Raw genomic sequence first — 21,800 nt, forward strand, 5'->3', positions numbered from 1 at the left:
ACGCATTCCTTCACCCCGCTTGCTGTGCCAGAGTGAAAGAAACACCACCGCAGTATGGGACGCGATACAGGTAACTGATTTGAAGAGCGAAAAAGACAACAAGGACAAGCGCAAGGCGAAGCCAGTGTTCTTCGATCCGACGTCCCATCGGCTTGTCCTGTTCAGCATATTGTCCGTCGTCTTTCTGGTGTTCGTGGTGGTCTGGTTCGTGTCGTTCATGGTCCACCTCTATGGGTCCGCGCTGCCGCCTCAGGCTGGAAGGCCTGTGTCCCCCGGGACAGAGGTGTCAGATGCAGCTGGATCCCCAGATCTGTCAGAAGGCGAAGACGCTGCAACGTCGCAGCTTTGGACCGAGGCGTTAGAAGGCGCGGTTCCACAAGACGCGCTTTACCTTGTTCAAGACGTCAAAGTGCATGCGTTCGTCCCATCGTGGTCGATGGCCGGATATGTCGAGGCCAAAACGCATATCGACGCGATTGACGTCTTGATGAGCGACTGGGTCATGATCGATGGCGCAACCGGTACAGTCACGAATGATGCAACACCGCAGCGCGATAAGCTTCAGGAGCTTTGGAACCTGAACAAAACCCGCGTCAGTTTTTTCCCTGTTGCCCAGATCGAACTTGCCCAAGGAGCGTCCCAGCCGAACGTCTTCTCGTCGGTCGCCATGCAAACCGATCTGGTTGCCGCGCTGACCTCGTTGGCGGTGTCCGAAAGTGCCAATGGGCTGTGTGTGGACCTGTCCGGCGCGACCAATGTCGCGGTGCAGGATTGGGCTGGTTTTGCGACTGCCTTGCGGGCTGGCTTGAATGAGGCTGGCAAAGACAGCTGTGTTATCGCGGGTGTGGAGCATGCGCTTTGGGCTGAGCCGAATGCGGCTGATCTGGCGGACAAGCTGATCGTTCTGGCCTTCAATGAACCGGGGCCCTTCAGCGGGCCGCAGCCGCTTGCGCCTCAGGAATGGTTCGAAACTCAGGTCTCGCAGCTTATGGAAGACCTGCCAGCCGAGAAGGTGGTCATCGCCCTTGGCGGGTTTGGCATGGACTGGATCAGCGCCCGCTCCGCGCCCGAATATCTGAACTATTTTGATGTTATGGAAACGGCAGAGCGACATAACGTAACCCTGCGCATGGACCAAGACGCCCTGAACACCGAACTGCGTTTTCTGGATGATGAAGGACAGCGACATCACATCTGGCTCTTGGATGCGTTGAGCGCGCAGAACCAGTTGTCGCGGTTGCCCATTAACGATCTGGACGGGATCGCGCTTTGGCCCGTCTCGGGCGGGGATCCCGGTGTTTGGAAGGTCCTTGCGCCGGGCGTGCCGGACCCTAGGGTCGCTTTGGGCTTGCTGCAACGGATCGATGCTGCACCCTATGTGCGCTATGTCGGCAAAGGTCCGTTCTTGACGGGGCACAATCCCGCAACGCCGGGACGTCGGATCCTGCAGCTGGATCACGAGAGCGGCCTGATCACCGAGGCAACCTATCTGGATTTCCCGCGCGCGTTTACAGTGACGCAAAGCGGCGACATGCCTGAGCGGTCGGTCATCCTGACCTTCGACGACGGCCCCAGCGCGAGGTACACACCTGCGATCTTGGATGTGCTCAAGGAATACGATGTACCCGCGGTCTTCTTCGTGGTCGGCACACGGGTTCAGCAACAGCCTGAAATCGTGCGCCGCATTGTCGACGAGGGGCATGAACTGGGCGTGCACACGTTTTTCCACCCCAATATCGCCGAGATTTCGGACATTCGCCTCAGGCTGGAACTGCATGCCTCGCAAGAGCTGATCGAAAGCGTGTCCGGCACAGGCACGAACCTGTTTCGCGCGCCCTATGGGTTTGATGAAAACCCCGAGACGCCCAACGAAGCGCGGGTGCTGAGCCTGTTGTCAGACGAGAACTATGTCGTCGTCGGGATCGAGATCGACTCGACCGATTGGACCCGCCCGGGCGCCGAACAGATCGCCGAGACTGTCACCGCGCGCGCCACGGCCGATCACGGCAACGTGGTTTTGTTGCATGATGCGGGCGGGGATCGCGAGCAGACCGTAGAGGCGCTGCCCATGATCATTCAGTCTCTGAAAGACGCAGGGATTTCCATCGTGTCGATTGCCGACGTCGCAGGCCATGACAGCCGCCTTCAGCCGGCAAGGTTGGTGGACGAAAACGATCAGATGAGCGGCCTGTCATTCTTGTTGATCCGCAGTCTGAAAACCGCCGTGACCACCGCGTTCTTTGTGCTGATCACCGCCGGTGTGTTCCGGTCCCTGACCGTCTTGGTGCTGGCGCTGATCAAAGAGCGGCGCGTGCATAAGGGCGGCGATCCGGTTTTGCCGGTCTCGGTCCTGATCCCAGCCTTTTGCGAGGAAACCGTGATCGTCAAGTCGGTGACGTCGGTGTTGCAGTCTGACTATCCGATTGCGCAGGTGATCGTGATTGATGATGGCTCGACGGACGATACCGCCCAAGTTGTCCGTGACCAATTCAGCGCTGACCCACGCGTGCGCCTGATCCGCCAGGACAACCAAGGCAAGGCCGAGGCGCTGAACACGGGCATCCGGCACATCGACACACCTGTCTTCGTCGCCATTGACGCCGACACGATCATCGCACCCGAAGCGGTCGGAGAGCTGGTCAAGCATTTCAACGATCCGGGTGTTGGGGCGGTTGCAGGGAATGTCAAAGTCGGGAACCGGCAAAACCTTCTGACCCGCCTTCAGGCCATCGAATACATTACGGCACAAAACCTCGATCGCCGCGCGTACGAGATCTTGAACGGGATCATGGTTGTCCCGGGATCGATCGGGGCATGGCGCACCGAGGCCGTGATCGCGGCTGGGGGCTATATGACCCAAACATTGGTCGAGGACGCGGACCTGACGGTCTCGGTCATTCGCAGTGACTTCAAGGTTGTCTTCGAACCCGCAGCGCACGCCTATACCGAGGCACCGGAAACCATCCGGCAGTGGATGCGTCAAAGGTTGCGCTGGCATTTCGGAATGCTGCAGATCGCGTGGAAACACAAAGGCGCGTTCTTTGAACGCCGTGCGGTTGGGTTGGTGTCGATCCCCGATCTGTTCCTGTTCGGGGCGGTATTTTCCCTGTTTGCGCCCATCGCCGACCTTGTCATGATCTTCAATCTGGTCGCGCTGGTCGATCTCTTCTCGGACAGCTCGCGAGCGGCGCTGCAAAGCTCGTCGATCCTGGTCGCAATCGGCTATGTGGCCTACTTGCTGTCAGATCTGGTTCTGGCGACCATCGCATTCGGGCTTGAGCCCAAAGAGGACAAGCGCCTGCTGCCTTGGGTGCTGACCCAACGCTTCTTCTATCGGCAAATCTATTGGATGGTGGCGCTGCGCTCGATCGCACGTGCGGTCACCGGGCGCTTTACGGGATGGCGCAAGATCACGCGCACGTCGTCGATTGATCTAAACAGCGCGCTCGAGCTTTCACGGGCACAGGCGCGCGTTGTTGATGTTGATAAGGTTACCGATGATCCCAGCGGGCAGGCTTAACTGCACACCTGAAAGTCAACGGTGCCCGAACCCGATCCGAAGCGCCCCATCGTGAACTTCTCGATATCGATCAGGAAACCATCACCACCAAGATTCTTCGTGCAGCATCCAGCGCAATCGGAATCGGCACATAGATCGAGCACTTCAACAATGATCTCGCGGTTGCCCTGACGCAGGCGCAGGTGCTTCCCGCCAAACCGCCGCCAGTCCTTTTGGTGAACAGCAGCGATGTTTTTGCTGGCGACCCATTTCTCGGACTTCTTGCCGCGCACACCGTAAAACTGACCGGCCCATTTGCAACCATTGTACTTGACGCATTCGACACTGCCCGGATCCGGGTAGCTTTCATAGTTGGTCAACGCGGCGCGCTGCCAGTCGCCCTTGCAGGTCACATCCGCCATCGCAATCGGTGCGATGAGCGAGAGCACCAAGATGAGAAGAGGGCGCAGTAATTTCGACAAGTTCATACTGATCTCCTTATGGTGGCATCGGTTTGGTGGCTGGGACTTATGCTCGATTTGGGGTGATTCAACGGATTGGATCGCATTGTCACCACTTTTAGGTGTGGAATCAGGCAATACTATGTTCACATATCAAAATCCATATGTGTCGACAGGGCGTGCGAAATTTCGCTCAACCCTGTCAACAAAGCCCGCCATTCCGTTGAACCTTAGACCTGCCCGGGAAGCCACAGTACGATGGCAGGAAATGCGACTAGAAGCGCGATGGTAATCGCATCCGCGATGAAGAAAGGTGTTACGCCTTTGAACACGTCTTGCACGCTTAGATCATCGCGCACGCCTGCCACGACGAAGCAGTTCAATCCGATGGGGGGCGTGATCAAACAGAACTCAGCCATTTTCACCACCAAGATCCCGAACCAAATCGCGCACATCGGGCCGGACATCCCGAAGGTGCTGTCCGCGGCGGATACAAACTCGCCTCCATTCAGCGCCATAACCGCCGGATAGACTACAGGCAGGGTCAGCAACAACATTCCGATGGCGTCCATGAACATACCCAAGACTGCATAGGCCAGTAGAATGCAGACAAGGATCAGCATGGGTGACATAGTCAGCGAAGTGATCCAGTCCGAGAACGCGGCCGGAAGTTCGGCAAACCCAAGGAAGCGGACATAGATCAGCACGCCCCAGATGATCGTGAAGATCATCACGCTGAGCTTCGCGGTTTCCAAAAGCGCGTCTTTCAGCTGCGCCCAACGCATCCCGCGATAAAGCGCCATCAGGAAGACCACGAAGGCTCCGATCGCGCCGCCTTCGGTCGGGGTGCCCCATGCTTCGCCGCCGAACGGGTTATAGACGAACAGGATGATGGTCAGAACAACGACAAGGATCGGCAGGGCGGGGGGAAGCGATACGAAGCGCTCTTTCCAAGTGAAGCCTTTGACGGGCGGTCCGAAGTCTTTGATCACCATTGCCATGCCGATGATCAGCGCGCCATAGATGACGGCCGAGAAGGCACCGGGGATAAAGCCCGCCAGCAGGAGCTTACCCACATCTTGTTCCACGATGATCGCATAGATCACCAAAATGGCCGAAGGTGGGATCAGCGACGCAAGCGTGCCGCCAGCGGCCACAACGCCCGCTGCAAACTGTTTGTTGTAGCCAATTTTCAGCATTTCCGGGATGGCGATACGGGCGAAGACCGCCGAGGTCGCCACAGACGCGCCCGATACAGCCGCAAACCCTGCGGTCGCAAAGACGGTCGACACGGCCAGCCCGCCGGGAACCCAAGCTAGCCAGCGTTTCGCGGCCTCGAAAAGGGCTTTGGTCAGCCCGGCGTAATAGGCTAAGTAGCCGATCAGGATGAACGTCGGGATCAGGCTCAGAGCTTGGCTTGAGATCTTGGAATGCGGCACTTGCCCTGCAGTTTTGACGGCAATCGTCATAGCTTTTCCAAAGCGGGCCGGATCGTAGCCAAACTTGGCCCAGAAGATCCAGATCAACCCGATCATCCCGGCGGTCGCGGCAGCAAAGGCCACGCGCATCCCCAGAATAACAAGAACAAGAAGGCCACCCGAGACGACAAGGCCAATTTCAATCGGTTCCATACCAGTATCCTTAAGCGTCGTTGCCCGAGACGTGCTCGGCTTCCATCGCGGCCTGTTGGGCGGCGTCGGCAATGAGTGGCACAGCGATCGGGGACGTTGCCCCGGTAATCAGCGCATGTGCATAGGCCCAGACCTGCAGCACAAGGCGCAGGCATAGGACCGAGAATGCGACGGGGGCGAGAAGTTTAGCGGGCCACAGCGGCAGCGAAATATCGACCGAGCTGTCGCGGCTCCACAAGGGTGCTGCGAAATCGAAGCTGCGCTCGAAATGCGCCCAGCTGCCCCAGACTAGAAGCAACATCAGGCCAAGAATGATCAGCGTTGTGATCAGTTCGACCAGATAGAGGCTGCGGCCACGAAGTGCGCCGACCAGCATGTCCATCCGAATGTGCCCGCCATCGCGCTGCGTGAACGAGATGCCCATGAAGGCAATCAGCGGCATGACCTGTTCGATCCAGTCGATATAGCCCGGCAAGGGCTGGTTGGCGACGTTGCGCCCGCTGACGGACACGACCGCCAAGATCATCAGGGAAAACACCGCAAGCCCGCTGATCAACGCCAACGCGCCCTCGACGCGATAGAGCCTCTGATCAATGCGGCTAAGGACGCTGTCGTCGGTCAAAACAAGGGAAGACCCGGCCATGACACCACTCCGTTAGAAAAGGAAAGCCCTGCGCCGTGGGGGCGCAGGGCGATTGGGTTAGCTGCCGTTGGCAATCATGCCGGTCACAAGATCATACAGCTCTTGTGCGGGCAGGCCACGGGCGGTGTTGTCGGCAATCCACGCCTCGGCGGCCGGAGCGGCAGCGGCGTCACGGAAGGCGGCGATTTCCGCGTCCGGGAAGGTGACCTGCTGGATGCCCTTCTCTTCCAAGGCAGGGCCCCAAGCGACCATGGTCTTGTTGTTGTAGTTGTCGACATAGTGGGCCAGAGCCTCGTCCACCGACCCCAACAGCGCCTCGCGGTGGTCATCCGACAGATTGGCCAGCGCGTCCGAGTTCACGACGACCGGGCAGTTCACCGTGCCGGGGTTCAGGTTGGTGGTCCACCACGTCGCGTTTTCGATGGTGCCAAAGGACATATGGGCGTGCGGGGCGAAGCTGACCGCCTTGACCACGCCGCTGTCCATCGCCTGACGCACTTCCGAGGCCGACATCGAGGTCGGGACCGCGCCGATGGTCTCCATCGCTTGGCCGATGCCACCGGTTGCGCGCACAGTCAGGCCTTTGAAGTCTGCCAAAGTCGCAGGCGCATCGCCAGCGCCAACAATGTTGTACTGGGGCAGGGGCGACGGCATCAGAAGCGTCGCGTTCCAGCGCGCCATGTCAGCTTGCGTGGCCGGGTGGTTGTAAACCGCCATCGACAGTTCAATCTCTTGCTCAAGCGAGCTTACGCCCAGGAACGGCAGTTCCAGCACGGTGATCGAGGGGTTCTTGTCGCGGTGATAGCCCGCGCAGAACTGCGCCATCTCGAACGCCTCGATCGAGATCCCGTCCAGATTTTCGCGGTTCTTCGACAGACCGCCATAGCTGAGGTTCAAGGTGAACTCGCCGTTGGTTTTTTCGCTAACCAGCTCGGCCAGTTTCTCAACATGCTCGGTGAATGCGCGGCGCTTGCCCCACAGAGATACGTTCCAATCGGTGGCGAAGGCTTCGCTGGCAATAGTCAGAGACAGCGCTGCAAGGGCAGCGCCTTTGAAAGTCGATCGCATGGTATTCCTCCCAGAAATCGCGAAATTGTGGGCATAGTATCCGCGCCGCGATCTGGTCTGACTATGAGGGAAATTGCCTGCGCTGTCTGGCCAGCCCTGCGGAAATCCGCAGGGCAAATTGGCTACAGCAATGCGTCTTTATCGAGACCCAGTTTCACGATCTTTTCGTTCAGCGTGCGGCGTCCGATCCCAAGCGCTTCGGCAGCCGCATCCATACGACCTTCATGGGCCTGAATGGCCTTGCCGATCAACTCGCGTTCAAATGCGGCCACGGCTTCGCGCAGGGTGCCGGGAATGTCATCCAAATGCTGATCGGCTTCGATGGCTTGGGTCATCGAACCGCCCCCGCGCCGCGCCGCCAGCACCCGGCGTTCGCACACATTGCGTAGCTCGCGCACATTGCCGGGCCAGTTATGGGCCAGCAGGGCCGCCACGTCGTCTTGGGTCAGGGGCGGGACGGCAAGTTCGTAAATCTTGGCGTAACCATCCAGAAAATGACGTGCCAGCAAGGCAATGTCATCGCGCCGTTGCCGCAGGGACGGCACACTCAGGACGACCGTGTTGATGCGGAACAGAAAGTCCTGCCGAAGGCGCCCCTCTTTCACCGCCGCCGCCACATCCTCACTGGTGGCCGAGATCACGCGGAACTCGGTCGTCACGGCCTGCGTCGCCCCCACGGGCAGCACCTGCTTGTCTTCCAGCACGCGCAACAACTTGGCTTGTACGGCAGGGGGACAGGCGCAGACCTCGTCCAGAAATAGCGTCCCGCCAGAGGCCGCCGTCAGCCGCCCCTCGCGCTCGCCGGCAACGCCGAACATTTCGGCCTCGAACGTGTCCGGGGACAGCGCGGCGCAGTTCAGCGCCAGAAAGGGGGTCTGCCCGTTGCCCCCCAGATCGTGGAGAGCTTGGGCGACCAGTTCTTTACCCGTCCCGGTTTCCCCGGTGATCAGAACACTGGCGCCAATGTCGGCCAAATCCATCACGTCTTCGCGCAGCGTTGCAACCTCGTCTGTTTGGCCCAGAAGGACACGATCCAACCCCGACAACCGCATCAGGCGATCCTTCAGCCGCGCGTTGTCGCGGCGCATCCGGTTTTGTTCGGCCGCATGGGACAGGATGCGCAACAGGCGGCGCGGCTCATAGGGCTTTTCGACAAAGCTATAGGCCCCATCCTGCATCGCCTGAACCGCCATCGGAATGTCCCCGTGTGCTGAGATCAGCACCAGTGGAGGGGCGGTTTCCGGATCCAAAGAATTCAGCAGGTCCAGCCCGCTCATGCCGGGCATCTGCACATCTGACAAGATCACGTCCCACGGCCCATCTGCCAGTTTTGCAGATACCTGCGTTGCGCGCGAGATCGCCTCGGCCTGCCATCCCGCCGCGGCCAGAAGGTCCACAAGGGATTGGCGCATGGCTTTGTCATCATCGACAATCAAGACGCTAAAGGGGCGCGTATCGGCCATCAGATTTGATCCTCGTCTAGGGGCGCATGGGGGAAGGTTACACGAAAAACCGCCCCCTCTGGATCGACATTTCGCGCGGTCATCTGGCCCTCGTGGTCTTTCACGATGCTGGCCGAGATCGCCAGACCCAACCCCATCCCGCGCCCGCTTTCGCGGGTGGTAACGAAGGGTTCTTTCAGGTCTTCCAAAGTGGCCGAGCCGATGCCGTGCCCGTTATCCTCGATCTCGACCCACGCGTCAGTGCCAGAGACCCCAGCCCGCACCGCAAGCTTGGGGGCGGCGCGGTCTTCGCTGGCATCCAAAGCGTTGCGCAGAAGGTTGGTCATGACCTGCTCCACCCGCAACCGAATGCCGCGAATAAGCACGGGATCTGTCGTCAAATCCAACGCGACCTCGGCGCCGATCTGCTGAATGTTTGGTGCAACAAGATCGAGTGACATCTTGATCGCATCGCGCAGATCCAGTTGTTTGAAGGCTTCCGCGTCCGAGCTGGCAAAGAACTTCAACTGCCGCGTGATCCCCTCCATACGGTCCACCAAGCCGCCGATATCCGTGGTCAGCTTGCCGCCCCCTCCGCCGCCAATTTCAGCCGCCACAAGGTGGTTGCGCATGGCTGCAATAGGCTGCCCCAACTCATGCGTCACAGACGCGGCCAACCGTCCAAGAGCGGCCAGCCGGCTGGCGCTCTCCAGCTCGTTCTGGGTCCGCTTCAGGCGACGTTCGGCTGTCATCCGTACGGTGATTTCGGTGGCCAAACGTTCGTTTGCCTGTCGCAGCTCGGCCTCTTCCCGTTCGGAGCGGCGCAATTCCGCATCCACCCGCCGCGCACGCTGGATCTGAAAGAGGATGAAGGCAACCGCAGCCAAGATCATCGCAATGGCGGTGACCAACCACGCCCGCGTGCTTGCTTGAACGTCGCTTGCAAAGAAATGCAGCTGCCACCCGTGCGGAAGATCATCTGCCACCAGATGCAGATGTTCTGAACCGCCAATCCGGGCACGTTGATCAGCAAGCACGGACCAGTCCAGCAGCGCCAAGTCTTGCCCGGAAAACTGCCGCGCATCTACGATTTCCTGACGCCTATCGGGCGACAGCGGTGACAACACCCGATAGCGCCATGACGGGTCTGACGCCAGCAAGACCACCCCGTCCTTGTTGGCCAAAAACACGCGTTCGCCCGAGCCAATCCAGTTTTCTTCCAGCCCCGTCAGATTGATCTTGATCGCCAGCACGCCAAGCATCTGACCTGACACGTCATGAACCGCATCCGCGATGAAGTACCCCGGCAGACCCGTGGTTGCCCCGATGGCGTAAAACCGACCCTGCGCGCCGGACAGAGCGTCTTGGAAATACGGTCGGAACGCATAGTTCTGCCCGATGAAGCTGCTGGGCTCCTGATAGTTTGAGGCGGCAATCGTCAGCCCGTCGGGGTCAATCAGGTAAATCGCATCCAGCCCCGCACGGGCCGCGAAATCCTTGATCCGAGGGTTTAAGCGATCAGTTGACCCGCCCTTCGCGGTTTCGATCACAAACGGATCACGCGCCAGCACATATGTCAGGTGGGAAAACCGCTCCAACTCGCCCGAGACCGAGCTTTGATAGAGCGACAGACGCCCCTGCGCTTTGGTCAGTTCCTCGGACTGGAAATAGCCGTAGGACATCCTGAACAGGATGGTCGCAACGACGGCGGTCGCGATGATTGGAAGGATTAGCGATCGCAAGCGCATGCCCATCGATTGGCCGGAAACGCATGGGAAAGCAAGTTATTCCTTACCGAGCCGCATTCAGGGGCAGGCCTTGTCCGGCCCTGCCAATCCTTCTGGCGCATGCTAAACGCCGCCAATGGATCGAATGTGGGTCCAGACCTCATTGACCCCTTCACGGTTTTTCAAGTTGGTGAACTGTGTGGGCAGGTTCGGGCGCATCCGGGCAGAATCGCGCTCCATCACCTCGAGGCTCGCGCCGACATAGGGGGCAAGGTCGGTCTTGTTGATCACCAGAATGTCCGAGCGGGTGACGGCAGGTCCGCCTTTGCGCGGAATTTCTTCGCCCGCGGCGACGTCGATCACATAGATAGTGAGGTCTGCAAGCTCGGGGCTGAAGGTGGCGGACAGGTTGTCACCGCCGCTTTCAATCAACACGATTTCCACATCCGGATGTCGGTCGACCATCTCGGCCACGGCGGCAAGGTTGATTGAGGCATCTTCGCGAATGGCCGTGTGCGGGCAGCCGCCGGTCTCGACCCCGATAATCCGGTCCGAGGGCAGGACCTGCAATCGCACCAAGGCCTCGGCATCTTCCTGCGTGTAGATGTCATTTGTGATGACGCCGATCGAGTGCGTATCGCGCAACAGTTCGGACAGAGCGGCGGTCAAGGTCGTTTTCCCGGCACCCACCGGGCCGCCGATACCGATGCGAAGGGGGCCGTTCGGGCTGGTCATGAGCGAAAGATCCTTGAGTATTGGGTTTCGTGTTTCATCGACGCGATGTCGGACAGGAAGGCGGTCGCGCCAAGCTGATCCAAGTCGCCATGCGCGGTTTCTTGGGCGAGGTCAGGCAGGGTGCTGGACAGGCGGCGCAGCATGGCTTGACCCGCGGTTTGGCCAACGGGCAACAGCCGCTGACCGGCGGCGACCAGATTGGACAGGAAGGCCTGAAGATACATCGTTTGGGTCAGGGTCAAAGGCAGCCCGTGGCAAGACGCGGCCACGCCAAGCGCCACGGGGTAAGTCAGTCCAGACAACTCGCCGCCCCAGATGTCACTTGTGACCAAGGCAAAGCTTGCGCCCTGCTGGGTCGTTTCCAAAAGACGTTCCTTAGAGGCCGCGAAGGCGCGGGCGGTTGCATCGATCTGAGCGATGTCTTGGGTGCTTTCTGCCTGCCACGCGGCTGCCAAAAGAAGGGCGTCGGACCGTCCAGCACCGTGCCAGATTACGTCCTCCAACCACGACTCAAGGCTGGACGCGTCCGTAACCCAGCCCTGATCGGCAGCGGCTTCCAACCCGTGCGAATAGGCAAACGCCCCCACGGGATAAGCGGGTGACAGCCATTGGGTCAGGGTCAGGATCTGTGCGTCAGTGGGCGTGGCCATGGGTCCGTCCGTGACCATATGCGCCGCCTTCGGGCGTGAAGGGCTCGACGACATCGCGCAGCGTCGCGCCGAGTTGCTCCAGCATGTCACGTAGGACGTGATCATGTTGGATCAGCAGGCGGCCGTCTTCGATCTGGCAAGGGGTGTGGCGATTGCCGATATGCCACGCCAGCCGGGTCAAATCGCCCTTGACTTCCATCAGGGCCTCGCTGGCCGGGACGACCTCGATCAGCCTTCCGTCTTCAAGCTGGAACGCATCGCCCCCGTTCAAGGATGCCGTCTGGTCCAGATCGACTAGGAACTGGATGCCGCCATTGCTGGTCAGCACTTTGCGGCGCAGGAACCGAGCGTCATAGTCCAGCGTTACGTGGTCATCTCCATGATGGCTTTGGGTCACTTTGCGGGTGGTGGGAAGATGCATCATTCGCTCCTCAGAACATGAAATAGCGCTGGGCCATGGGCAGCACATCGGCGGGTTGGCAGGTCAGCAATTCACCGTCCGCGCGGACTTCGTAGGTTTCGGGGTTCACTTCCATCACTGGCGTGGCGTCGTTCAAAAGCAGGTCTTTTTTCCCAATGTCGCGCGTGTTGGTGACGGCGACGGTCTGCTTGGCCAAACCCAGTTTGGACCGGATGTCTGCGCTTTGCGCCGCCTCGCTGACGAAGGTCACGGCGGAGTGCTCGACTGAACGGCCACAGGCGCCGAACATCGGGCGCGAATACACTGGTTGCGGCGTCGGGATCGAGGCATTCGGGTCGCCCATCTGCGCCATCACAATGGTGCCTGCCATTAGAACCATTTCAGGTTTCACGCCAAAGAATGCAGGATCCCACAACACCAGATCGGCACGCTTGCCTTCGGTGATCGACCCGATTTCGTGGCTGATCCCGTGCGCAATTGCCGGGTTGATCGTGTATTTCGCGATATAGCGGCGGACCCGGAAGTTATCGTTGTCGCCGGTTTCCTCGGCCAGCCGCCCGCGTTGTTTCTTCATCTTGTCGGCGGTTTGCCAGGTACGGATCAGGACCTCGCCGACCCGGCCCATCGCTTGACTGTCCGACGCAATGATCGAGAACGCGCCCATGTCATGCAGGATGTCCTCGGCGGCGATCGTCTCGCGCCGGATGCGGCTTTCGGCAAAGGCGACGTCCTCGGGGATGGATTTGTCCAGATGGTGGCAGACCATCAGCATGTCCAGATGCTCTTCCAACGTGTTCACGGTGAACGGGCGAGTAGGGTTGGTCGAGCTGGGCAGCACATGGTCTTCGCCGCAAATCTTGATGATGTCTGGCGCATGGCCACCGCCCGCACCTTCGGTGTGGAACGCATGGATCGTGCGGCCCTTCATTGCCTTCACCGTGTGTTCGACAAACCCGCTTTCGTTCAGCGTGTCAGTGTGGATCATCACCTGCACATCCATCGCATCGGCCACAGAAAGGCAGCAATCGATGGCGGCGGGCGTGGTGCCCCAGTCTTCGTGCAGCTTCAACGCGCAGGCGCCACCCAACACTTGTTCCTCAAGCGCGGCGGGCAGGGACGCGTTGCCCTTGCCAGCGAAGGCCAAGTTCATGGGGAACGCATCAGCGGCCTGTAGCATCCGCCCGATATGCCACGGGCCGGGCGTGCAGGTGGTGGCCAGCGTGCCGTGGGCCGGGCCGGTCCCGCCGCCCAGCATCGTGGTCAGGCCAGAATGCAGCGCGTCTTCGATCTGTTGCGGGCAGATATAGTGGATATGGCTGTCGAACCCACCGGCGGTCAGGATGCGGCCTTCACCTGCAATGGCCTCGGTACCCGGGCCGATGATGATGTCGACGCCGGGCTGCGTGTCCGGGTTGCCCGCCTTGCCAATCTTGTGGATACGCCCGTCCTTCAATCCCACATCCGCCTTGTAGATACCCGAATGGTCCACAATCAGCGCGTTGGTGATGACGGTATCCACGGCACCCGCGGCACGGGCGACCTGAGACTGCCCCATCCCGTCGCGGATCACCTTGCCGCCACCAAATTTCACCTCTTCGCCATAGCTGGTCAGGTCGCGTTCGACCTCGATCACAAGTTCGGTGTCAGCCAGTCGAAGCCGGTCACCCGTGGTGGGACCGAACATCGCGGCATAGTCTTGGCGGGAAATGGTGGCGGGCATGGTGGGTTAGTCCTTGGATTTGGCTTTCGAGGCGAATTCAGGCACCTCGGGTTTGGACGGCGCGCGCGAGCGGCGGGATCGGCTTGGCTTGCTGTCGCTTGCGGCAGCTTTCGCGGTCGGTTTCCGTTTGGCGGGGGCTGCGCTGGATTTGGCCTTGGGCGCAGCCGCTTTCGCTTTGGAAGTCGATGGTTTCGTTTTAGGAGCTGCCGGTGTGGTCTTGCGCGCGACGGGTTTGGTCTCGGGCGCCTTGGCAACGGGTTCGGGGGCGACCGCTTTGACCACGGGCGCTTTTGGTTTGGGGGTCGCAGCTTTGTTCGCGGGCGCAGGTGCCTTTGCCTTTAGTGGCACTGGTTTGACGACCGGGGGCGTCACAATTGCTTCGGGTGCCAACAGATGGATCATCGGGTTGGCATTCAGCATCGTGTAGTACACGGATTTCAGCGCCTTCTCTTGGCGGGCCAAAACCGATTGCGCGAGATAGAGGGCCTCGAACGTGGCACCTACTGAAATTGCTGCGATATTCATTGTGGTCTCCGTTGATTGAATGGGGGTTACAGATCTCCCATGATCTGTTGGTTGAAGCCGAAGACGCGGCGGTCTCCGGCCATTGGAACAAGTTGGACTTCGCGCCGTTGGCCCGGTTCGAAACGCACTGCGGTGCCAGCGGCGATGTCCAAACGATGGCCGCGCGCTGCCTGTCGATCAAAGTCCAGCGCGGGGTTTGCTTCGGCAAAGTGATAATGCGAGCCGACTTGCACTGGGCGGTCGCCCGTGTTGGCCACCATCAGGGTGATCGCAGATCGATTGGCATTCAGGGTCAATGCACCTTCACCGGGGAAAAGCTCGCCGGGGATCATGACAGTTTCCAGACGACTGCGATCAACAGGACCGAAAGCACCAGACCCAGCAGGTCCGTGGCATGGAAATGAAGAAAGTCATCACCGTGGGCGAGGGCCGGTGTGGCGATCAGGCTAAGGGGAAGACCATATTTCATCATGCGTTCCTTTCAGCGAATGGGGTTGTGGACGGTCACCAGCTTGGTGCCGTCGGGAAAGGTCGCTTCGACCTGCACGTCGTGGATCATTTCGGGAATGCCTTCCATGCACTGGTCGCGAGTGACCACATGGGCGCCTGCTTCCATCATGTCCGCGACCGAGCGGCCATCGCGGGCCCCTTCGACCACGGCGTCGGTGATCAGGGCGATTGCCTCGGGATGGTTGAGCTTGACGCCACGCGCCAACCGTTTGCGGGCGACCTCGGCGGCCAGCGCCACCAGAAGCTTGTCTTTTTCTCGGGGGGTCAGGTTCATCTTAGATCATCCAGCATCTGGGCAGTTGGTGTTGTGTCAGGCGGTTCAGGATCGGGATCAGGCTTTGCCGCAGCGCGTGACTGTCGGGCGCAAGGATGCGCAGGACCAGAAGGTCGTCTCCGATCCCGGTGGCACCGGCGGTTTCGGGCAGGAGCGCGCGCAAAGGATCAATCTGACCCTGCGCATCAGGCGCGACATAGGCTAGAAGCGCCATCGCGCGTGCGCCATTCGCGATATGTGGGCGATCCAGATGCGCGGCCATGTTTCCGTCAAAACGGGTGGCATCCAGAAATAAGGGCTGGCCCTCGCGCCGGATCTCGATGCGATCGCGCAGGCGTAGGTTCGACAGTTCTTCGCCCATCGCCTGACGACCAAATACTACCGGCTCGACCACCAGTGCCTTCGCGCCGCGGGCCAGATTGACCGTCAACCTGCGATCCAGAGCGCTGCGGTCAAACAGGATGGTTTCTTGTGGCACCCAATTCAGACAGGCACCGGGCGCGACCTTCAAATCCGTGCGCATTTGCCCATATTCGGACGGCTGGGCGCGATAGGCGCGTTCCGACGCTTGGGTGGTCAGCGTCAGGCTGCATCCCTGAGCCACCCCGGCCGAGATCTGGAAGCTGTCGCCCCCAGTAATCCCGCCCGCCGTGTTCACAACGACGGCCTCTAACCCATCGGATTTGGGGCGCGGGAACAGGCAGCGCAAAGACCCTGACTGGCGCAGGCTGTCCAGAACGGACCCGCGCGGTCCCGGTTTGACCGACAGAGACACACGGCCAATCGCGCGCGGCTGAACCGGCGTGGCCGAGGGGGCAGATATGCGAGCAGACAGGGTTATGGCGGGGCCTCATAGGACTGGCGCCGGGTTTGACGCTTCCCCACTTTTTTCAAAGGGCGACGCGCGGGGTTCCACAAAAATCCGCTGACGCCGCACCGCGAAACCACAATTGCCCGGTTTTTAGGGTTCCCCGCCGCGTTCCGCCGAAAATATGGGCAGTTGCATGCAGCGTGGGCAAAAAACATGGCCGAGGGATTGCGTTTTTCGCCGCAGCGCAGAATCGCTATTCATGTCCGCCGAGAGCGATCTTGGGAAACGGGTGTGTGACGACCAGACGAATTGCAGCTCGGAAAGGTCGCCACACGGGTGCAACAGAAGTTGCGGGGACTGGGTACGGAAAGATGCGCGATGACGCAAGCACCCCCGACCCCCTCCGCCGGGAGAAATACATGACTATTTTGAAAACCACACTGACGACCACCGCCGCGGTTGCCGCAATGACCGTTGCGGCGCAAGCCGCCGATTGCCCTGTGAAAGTAGGTGTTTTGCATTCGTTGTCAGGCACGATGGCAATTTCGGAAACCACGCTGAAAGACACGATGCTGATGCTGATCGAGCAGCAGAACGCCAAAGGTGGCGTGCTGGGGTGCGAGATCGAGCCCGTCGTCGTTGACCCTGCCTCGGACTGGCCTCTGTTCGCTGAAAAAGCGCGCGAGCTTCTGACCGTGCATGATGTCGACGTGATCTTCGGCAACTGGACCTCGGTGTCGCGCAAATCCGTGCTGCCCGTGATCGAAGAGCTGAACGGCCTGCTGTTCTATCCGGTTCAGTACGAGGGCGAGGAAAGCTCGAAGAACGTATTCTACACCGGCGCAGCTCCGAACCAGCAGGCGATCCCTGCAACCGACTATTTCCTGGAGGAACTGGGGGTCGAGAAATTTGCTCTGCTTGGCACAGACTATGTCTACCCCAGGACCACCAACAATATTCTGGAAAGCTATCTGCAGGACAAGGGCATTGCCGCCGACGATATCTTCGTCAATTACACCCCGTTTGGCCATTCGGACTGGTCCAAGATCGTGGCCGATGTGGTTGCATTGGGCGCGGACGGCAAGAAAGTCGGCGTAATCAGCACCATCAACGGTGACGCCAATATCGGTTTCTATAAAGAACTGGCCGCCGCTGGCATCTCGGCAGATGACATTCCGGTCGTCGCGTTCTCGGTCGGCGAGGAAGAGCTGTCGGGTCTGGATACTTCGAACCTGGTCGGCCATCTGGCTGCGTGGAACTATTTCCAGTCTGCTGAAAGTGACGCCAACACCGAATGGGTCGCCGCATGGAAGGCCCGCATGGGTGAAGAGCGTGTGACCAACGACCCGATGGAAGCGCACTATATCGGCTTCAACATGTGGGTGAATGCTGCCGAGGCCGCAGGCACCACCGATGTCGATGCCGTCCGCACCGCCATGTACGGGCAAGAGTTCCCGAACCTGACCGGTGGCACGGCTGTCATGCTGCCCAACCACCACTTGGCGAAACCGGTTCTGATTGGCGAAATTCTGGAAGATGGTCAGTTCGACATCATCAGCCAGACCGAAGAAGTGCCGGGCGATGCCTGGACCGACTTCCTGCCTGAATCGGCAGTGCTCAAGTCCGATTGGAAAGATCTTGGCTGCGGGATGTACAACACCGAGACCGCAAGCTGCGTTCAGATGAACTCGAACTATTGATCGCAACTGTCCCGGAGGGGTTCTCTCCTCCGGGGCCTTGAGGCATGAGCATTATGAAACGTCCCCTCTTAGCTGGGCTACTGGTCCTGCTGACCACTTTGACGGCCTGGGCGCAGAGCACGCCTATGCAGGACATCCTGCAAAAACACAGCGATCTGATTGTGAAAAGCTCGCGCAAGACCATCGAACCCGCGATCCAAGGCGTTGCCGCCAGTGGCCTTCCCCAAGCACAAGATGTGATGCAGGCGTGGCAGGCCAAGGCGATGTGGATGCGCAAGGCTGACGGGCTGTTCTTTCGCGGCGAAAAGCTGGATTCAAAGACCTATCGCCTGTTTGATTTCGACACCGGAGCCAAGGTCGGGGACGTTCCGAAATCAGACCTAAAGCAGATTAAACCCAATAGCGGCATCCGCGCGATGATCGCAACCGCGTTGGTGCAGTTCCAATTGATGGACCCGGACCCAGTTCTGCGCGCCGAGGCCTTGTCGGCTATTGAGCGCGCTCCAGACGGGAAGCTTCTGGAACCGCTACGAGCTTCGATCGAGGGCGAGACTGACCTGGTCCTGAAGACTCGCAAAATACGGATCGAACGGCTTCTGACCATCGCCTATGACCAAGACGAAACGACCCGCATTGCCGCCATCAACGAGATGTCGGATGATCTTGGCCTTGACGTGCGTGCGACTCTCAACCCTCTGGTGACCACAACGCTGACCGCCTTTGCCGGGGACGTCCCCAACACAGTGAATGTCGCGCGGGTGCTAGAGCCGGATCAGGATAGTTTGTCGTCGGACGCCGCATACGAAGTGCTGGTCGCACAGGGCATGGCGCCAGCGCAGATCACGCGCGATGACATCCGCACCGCGTTGTTGGAGCACAGTGATGGTGCCGATGCCGGGGGCGTGCCGATTGCGCAGTTGAATACCGATGCCGCTCGCGCCCGCGCCTATGCGGCCTTGACCGATGCGGGTCTTGTGCCGCCATTGGTCACAGACGCTGACGTCGCAGCAAGCCTTGGCACACACAGTTTTGCCGAGGTCTATGACGAACCCTCTGCCGCCATCACAACTGCGGCTCAGGATGCTCTGGATCGTATCACCACACGGGTCGCTGCGGGTCAAGCCGTCGACCTGACGCTGGATGCGCTGTCACTTGTCTCGATCTATTTCCTTGCCGCGATTGGACTGGCGATCACCTTTGGCGTGATGGGGGTCATCAACATGGCCCATGGCGAGTTCATCATGATGGGCGCCTACACGGGCTACGTGGTGCAGCAAATGGTTCCGAACCACACTGTGTCGATTCTGATGGCCGTGCCCTTGGCCTTTGCCGTGACCTTTGCCGCCGGTGTCGCGATGGAGCGTCTGGTCATTCGCTGGCTGTACAACCGCCCGCTGGAAACGCTTCTGGCCACGTTCGGCATCTCGATTGCGCTGCAACAGCTGGCCAAGAACATCTTTGGCACGCAAGCCCGCCCGCTAACGGCGCCGGGGTGGCTGGATGGGGCATGGGTGCTGAATGACGTGGTGTCGATCAGCTATATCCGCATCGCGATCTTCGTACTGGCCCTGATCTTCCTTGGCGTCTTCCTGTTCATCATGCGCCGCACGCGCTTGGGTCTTGAAACCCGCGCGGTGACGCAGAACCGTTCCATGGCGGCGTCGATGGGGATCAACCCAGAGCGCGTGAACATGCTGACCTTCGGCCTTGGTTCGGGCATCGCGGGCATTGCCGGCGTTGCGATTGGCCTCTTTGCCAAGGTCACGTCCGAGCTTGGCAGTGATTACATCGTGCAAAGCTTCATGACGGTTGTTGTCGGCGGGGTTGGCAACATCTGGGGCACGCTGGCCGGGGCCACGATGATCGGCTTCTTCCAGAAAGGGGTCGAGTGGTTGAACCCCTCAAACACGCTGGCCGCCCAGACTTACATGATCGTCTTTATCATCATCTTCATCCAGTTCCGCCCACGGGGCATCATCGCCCTTAAGGGCCGCGCGGCGGGGGATTAAGTCATGCCGAATACCTTTCTGACACGCACCCCGTCGAACGTCATCTTCCTGATCGTGCTTGCCGCATTCGCGTTGGGCGTGACCGTCTTGGCCGAGGGCTCGGGCATCGGGGTCATCTCGACCAGTTTCGTGAAAACGCTGGGCAAGACGCTGTGCCTTGCGCTTGTCGCCGTGGCGATGGATTTGGTCTGGGGCTATACTGGCATCCTGTCCTTGGGGCACTTCGCCTTCTTCGGGCTGGGGGGCTATATGATCGGCATGTGGCTGATGTATGCCCGCACGCATGGGATCGTCGTTAGCTCGATGGCTGATGCGCCGATCCCCCCGACCGAGGGCGAGATCGTCGAAGCCATCGGCAACCAAATCTTTGGCGTGGTTGGCTCCAGCGAGTTTCCCTTGGTCTGGGCCTTTGCCGACAGTTTCACAATCCAGCTTATTCTGGTGGTCGCGGTGCCGGGGCTGTTGGCGCTGGTGTTCGGCTGGCTGGCCTTCCGGTCGCGGGTGACCGGCGTCTACCTGTCGATCCTGACCCAAGCGATGACCTTGGCGCTGGCGCTGTATCTGTTCCAAAACGACAGCGGGCTGCGGGGCAACAACGGCTTGTCCGGGCTTCAGAATCTTCCGGGGCTGGATCATGTACCGCAGGCCCAGATCTCGATCTGGTTCTTCTGGGCCTCGGCTGCGGCACTGGCGCTGGGCTATGTGTTCGCGGCGTGGCTTGTTTCGGGCAAGTTCGGATCGGTCATGCGTGGCATCCGCGACAACGAGGCACGGGTGCGCTTTCTGGGCTACTCGGTCGAGGGCTATAAGCTGTTCGTTTTCACGGCGACCGCAATGATCGCAGGTGTGGCCGGCGCGCTGTACTATCCGCAAGCGGGTATCATCAATCCCGCCGAAATCGCGCCCATCGCCTCGATCTATCTGGCCGTTTGGGTCGCCATTGGTGGGCGCGGGCGTCTGTACGGCGCGGCTATCGGTGCGGTGTTTGTCAGCCTTGTCTCCTCGTGGTTCACAGGCGGGCAGGCACCTGATTTGAACCTTGGGTTCTACACGCTGAAATGGGTTGATTGGTGGTTGATCGTACTGGGCTTCAGCTTTGTCCTTGTGACGCTGTTTGCCCCGAAAGGGATCGGAGGACTGGTCGATCTGTGGACGGATCGCAAAAGCCCCGACCGCCACGAGGCCGATCTGGGCCCCGATGCTGGTGCTCTACGAGAACAGGAGGCCAGCCAATGAGCCGTCTATTGGAGGTCTCGGGTGTATCGGTCAGCTTCGACGGATTCAAAGCGATCAACAATCTTAGCTTTGCCATCGGTGACGCGGAAATGCGCGCCATCATCGGGCCGAATGGCGCGGGCAAGACCACTTTTATGGACATCGTCACCGGCAAAACGCGCCCGGACGAAGGACGCGTAACGTGGGGCGAGCGCAATATCTCGCTGCTGGGGATGTCCGAAGCGCGGATCGCCCGCGAAGGGGTTGGGCGCAAGTTCCAGAAACCAACGGTGTTCGAGGATCAGACGGTCAAAGAAAACCTGCTGATGGCGCTGAAGGCCAATCGCAATCCGTTCACCGTGATGTTCTATCGCGCCTCTGCGCAGGACCTTTCTCGCGTAGATGCCTTGGCCGAGGAAATCGGCCTGTCCGACGCGCTTGATCGAAAGTCGGGCGAGCTAAGCCACGGGCAAAAGCAATGGCTGGAAATCGGGATGCTGCTGGCGCAGGAGCCTCGGTTGCTTTTGGTCGATGAACCCGCCGCAGGTATGACGCCCGCGGAACGCGAGCACACGACAGAAATTCTGGTGGAAGCTGCCAAGACCCGCGCCGTGGTCGTGGTGGAACATGACATGGAGTTCGTGCGCCGTCTGGATTGCCGCGTCACCGTGCTGCACGAAGGGTCGGTACTGGCCGAGGGCAGCTTGGATCACGTGACCGCAAACCAACAGGTCATCGACGTATATCTGGGGCGCTAAA

Annotated in this window: 20 protein-coding genes; 5 read left to right on the forward strand and 15 right to left on the reverse strand. The window is 60.1% G+C overall.

What is annotated here, in order from left to right; genetic code table 11:
* Positions 1-79: 79 nt before the first annotated feature.
* The gene (locus Q0677_RS07770; protein ID WP_298908051.1) at positions 80-3,520 is read left to right on the forward strand and encodes a polysaccharide deacetylase family protein; all 3,441 of its coding nucleotides are present in this window, start codon (positions 80-82) and stop codon (positions 3,518-3,520) included.
* On the opposite strand, the gene Q0677_RS07775 is transcribed toward Q0677_RS07770, so the two are convergent.
* The 15 genes from Q0677_RS07775 to Q0677_RS07845 form a co-directional block, all read right to left on the reverse strand.
* Positions 3,517-3,987 carry a hypothetical protein gene (locus tag Q0677_RS07775; protein WP_298908053.1) on the reverse strand — a complete coding sequence of 157 codons (471 nt, stop codon included), beginning with the start codon at positions 3,985-3,987 and terminating at the stop codon, positions 3,517-3,519. The two genes, Q0677_RS07770 and Q0677_RS07775, sit on opposite strands and share 4 nt — an antisense overlap.
* 203 nt (positions 3,988-4,190) lie before the next feature.
* Positions 4,191-5,591, reverse strand: coding sequence for a TRAP transporter large permease (locus tag Q0677_RS07780; protein ID WP_298908056.1), 1,401 nt, complete (start codon positions 5,589-5,591; stop codon positions 4,191-4,193).
* A 10-nt stretch (positions 5,592-5,601) separates the two neighbouring features.
* Complete coding sequence (locus Q0677_RS07785) at positions 5,602-6,234, reverse strand: TRAP transporter small permease subunit (RefSeq protein ID WP_298908059.1); 633 nt, start codon at positions 6,232-6,234, stop codon at positions 5,602-5,604.
* A gap of 57 nt (positions 6,235-6,291) precedes the next feature.
* Positions 6,292-7,302 (reverse strand): TRAP transporter substrate-binding protein DctP, encoded by a 1,011-nt coding sequence (dctP, locus tag Q0677_RS07790; protein ID WP_298908063.1) that lies wholly within the window; start codon positions 7,300-7,302, stop codon positions 6,292-6,294.
* Between the two features lie 122 nt (positions 7,303-7,424).
* The gene (locus Q0677_RS07795; protein WP_298908066.1) at positions 7,425-8,765 is read right to left on the reverse strand and encodes a sigma-54 dependent transcriptional regulator; all 1,341 of its coding nucleotides are present in this window, start codon (positions 8,763-8,765) and stop codon (positions 7,425-7,427) included.
* Entirely contained in the window at positions 8,765-10,492 is a 1,728-nt protein-coding gene (locus tag Q0677_RS07800) for an ATP-binding protein (RefSeq protein ID WP_298908069.1), read from the reverse strand. The genes Q0677_RS07795 and Q0677_RS07800 overlap by 1 nt, the downstream gene beginning before the upstream one ends.
* Before the next feature lie 102 nt (positions 10,493-10,594).
* A complete protein-coding gene (ureG, locus tag Q0677_RS07805; protein WP_298908072.1) occupies positions 10,595-11,206 on the reverse strand; it encodes an urease accessory protein UreG in 612 nt (203 codons plus the stop codon).
* On the reverse strand, positions 11,203-11,856 hold the full coding sequence (locus Q0677_RS07810) for an urease accessory UreF family protein (RefSeq protein WP_298908075.1): 654 nt from the start codon (positions 11,854-11,856) through the stop codon (positions 11,203-11,205). The genes ureG and Q0677_RS07810 overlap by 4 nt, the downstream gene beginning before the upstream one ends.
* Positions 11,840-12,277, reverse strand: a complete 438-nt coding sequence (locus tag Q0677_RS07815; RefSeq protein WP_298908076.1) for an urease accessory protein UreE — start codon at positions 12,275-12,277, stop codon at positions 11,840-11,842. Before Q0677_RS07815 ends, Q0677_RS07810 begins: the two co-directional genes overlap by 17 nt.
* 10 nt (positions 12,278-12,287) lie before the next feature.
* A complete protein-coding gene (ureC, locus tag Q0677_RS07820) occupies positions 12,288-13,997 on the reverse strand; it encodes an urease subunit alpha (protein WP_298908079.1) in 1,710 nt (569 codons plus the stop codon).
* Between the two features lie 6 nt (positions 13,998-14,003).
* Positions 14,004-14,522 (reverse strand): hypothetical protein, encoded by a 519-nt coding sequence (locus Q0677_RS07825; protein ID WP_298908082.1) that lies wholly within the window; start codon positions 14,520-14,522, stop codon positions 14,004-14,006.
* 26 nt (positions 14,523-14,548) lie between these two features.
* Positions 14,549-14,854: an urease subunit beta gene (locus tag Q0677_RS07830; protein WP_298908085.1), complete on the reverse strand. Its 306-nt coding sequence runs from the start codon at positions 14,852-14,854 to the stop codon at positions 14,549-14,551.
* The gene (locus tag Q0677_RS07835; protein ID WP_298908086.1) at positions 14,851-14,991 is read right to left on the reverse strand and encodes a hypothetical protein; all 141 of its coding nucleotides are present in this window, start codon (positions 14,989-14,991) and stop codon (positions 14,851-14,853) included. The genes Q0677_RS07830 and Q0677_RS07835 overlap by 4 nt, the downstream gene beginning before the upstream one ends.
* Positions 14,992-15,003: 12 nt before the next feature.
* Positions 15,004-15,306 carry an urease subunit gamma gene (locus Q0677_RS07840; protein WP_282182628.1) on the reverse strand — a complete coding sequence of 101 codons (303 nt, stop codon included), beginning with the start codon at positions 15,304-15,306 and terminating at the stop codon, positions 15,004-15,006.
* Between the two features lies 1 nt (position 15,307).
* Positions 15,308-16,081, reverse strand: coding sequence for an urease accessory protein UreD (locus tag Q0677_RS07845; RefSeq protein WP_298908090.1), 774 nt, complete (start codon positions 16,079-16,081; stop codon positions 15,308-15,310).
* 455 nt (positions 16,082-16,536) lie between these two features.
* Between Q0677_RS07845 and urtA the strand changes: the two genes are divergently transcribed.
* Genes urtA through urtD form a run of 4 tightly spaced genes read left to right on the forward strand, consistent with a single transcriptional unit; the run spans position 16,537 to position 21,799 of the window.
* Entirely contained in the window at positions 16,537-17,817 is a 1,281-nt protein-coding gene (urtA, locus tag Q0677_RS07850; protein ID WP_298908094.1) for an urea ABC transporter substrate-binding protein, read from the forward strand.
* 53 nt (positions 17,818-17,870) lie between these two features.
* Positions 17,871-19,826: an urea ABC transporter permease subunit UrtB gene (gene urtB / locus Q0677_RS07855; RefSeq protein WP_298909106.1), complete on the forward strand. Its 1,956-nt coding sequence runs from the start codon at positions 17,871-17,873 to the stop codon at positions 19,824-19,826.
* Positions 19,827-19,829: 3 nt separating this feature from the next.
* Positions 19,830-21,062 carry an urea ABC transporter permease subunit UrtC gene (gene urtC, locus Q0677_RS07860; protein ID WP_298908097.1) on the forward strand — a complete coding sequence of 411 codons (1,233 nt, stop codon included), beginning with the start codon at positions 19,830-19,832 and terminating at the stop codon, positions 21,060-21,062.
* The gene (gene urtD / locus Q0677_RS07865; RefSeq protein WP_298908100.1) at positions 21,059-21,799 is read left to right on the forward strand and encodes an urea ABC transporter ATP-binding protein UrtD; all 741 of its coding nucleotides are present in this window, start codon (positions 21,059-21,061) and stop codon (positions 21,797-21,799) included. Before urtC ends, urtD begins: the two co-directional genes overlap by 4 nt.
* The last annotated feature ends 1 nt before the right edge of the window (position 21,800 follow it).

The sequence above is a fragment of the uncultured Aliiroseovarius sp. genome, assembly GCF_947492455.1.
Taxonomy (GTDB): Bacteria; Pseudomonadota; Alphaproteobacteria; order Rhodobacterales; family Rhodobacteraceae; genus Aliiroseovarius.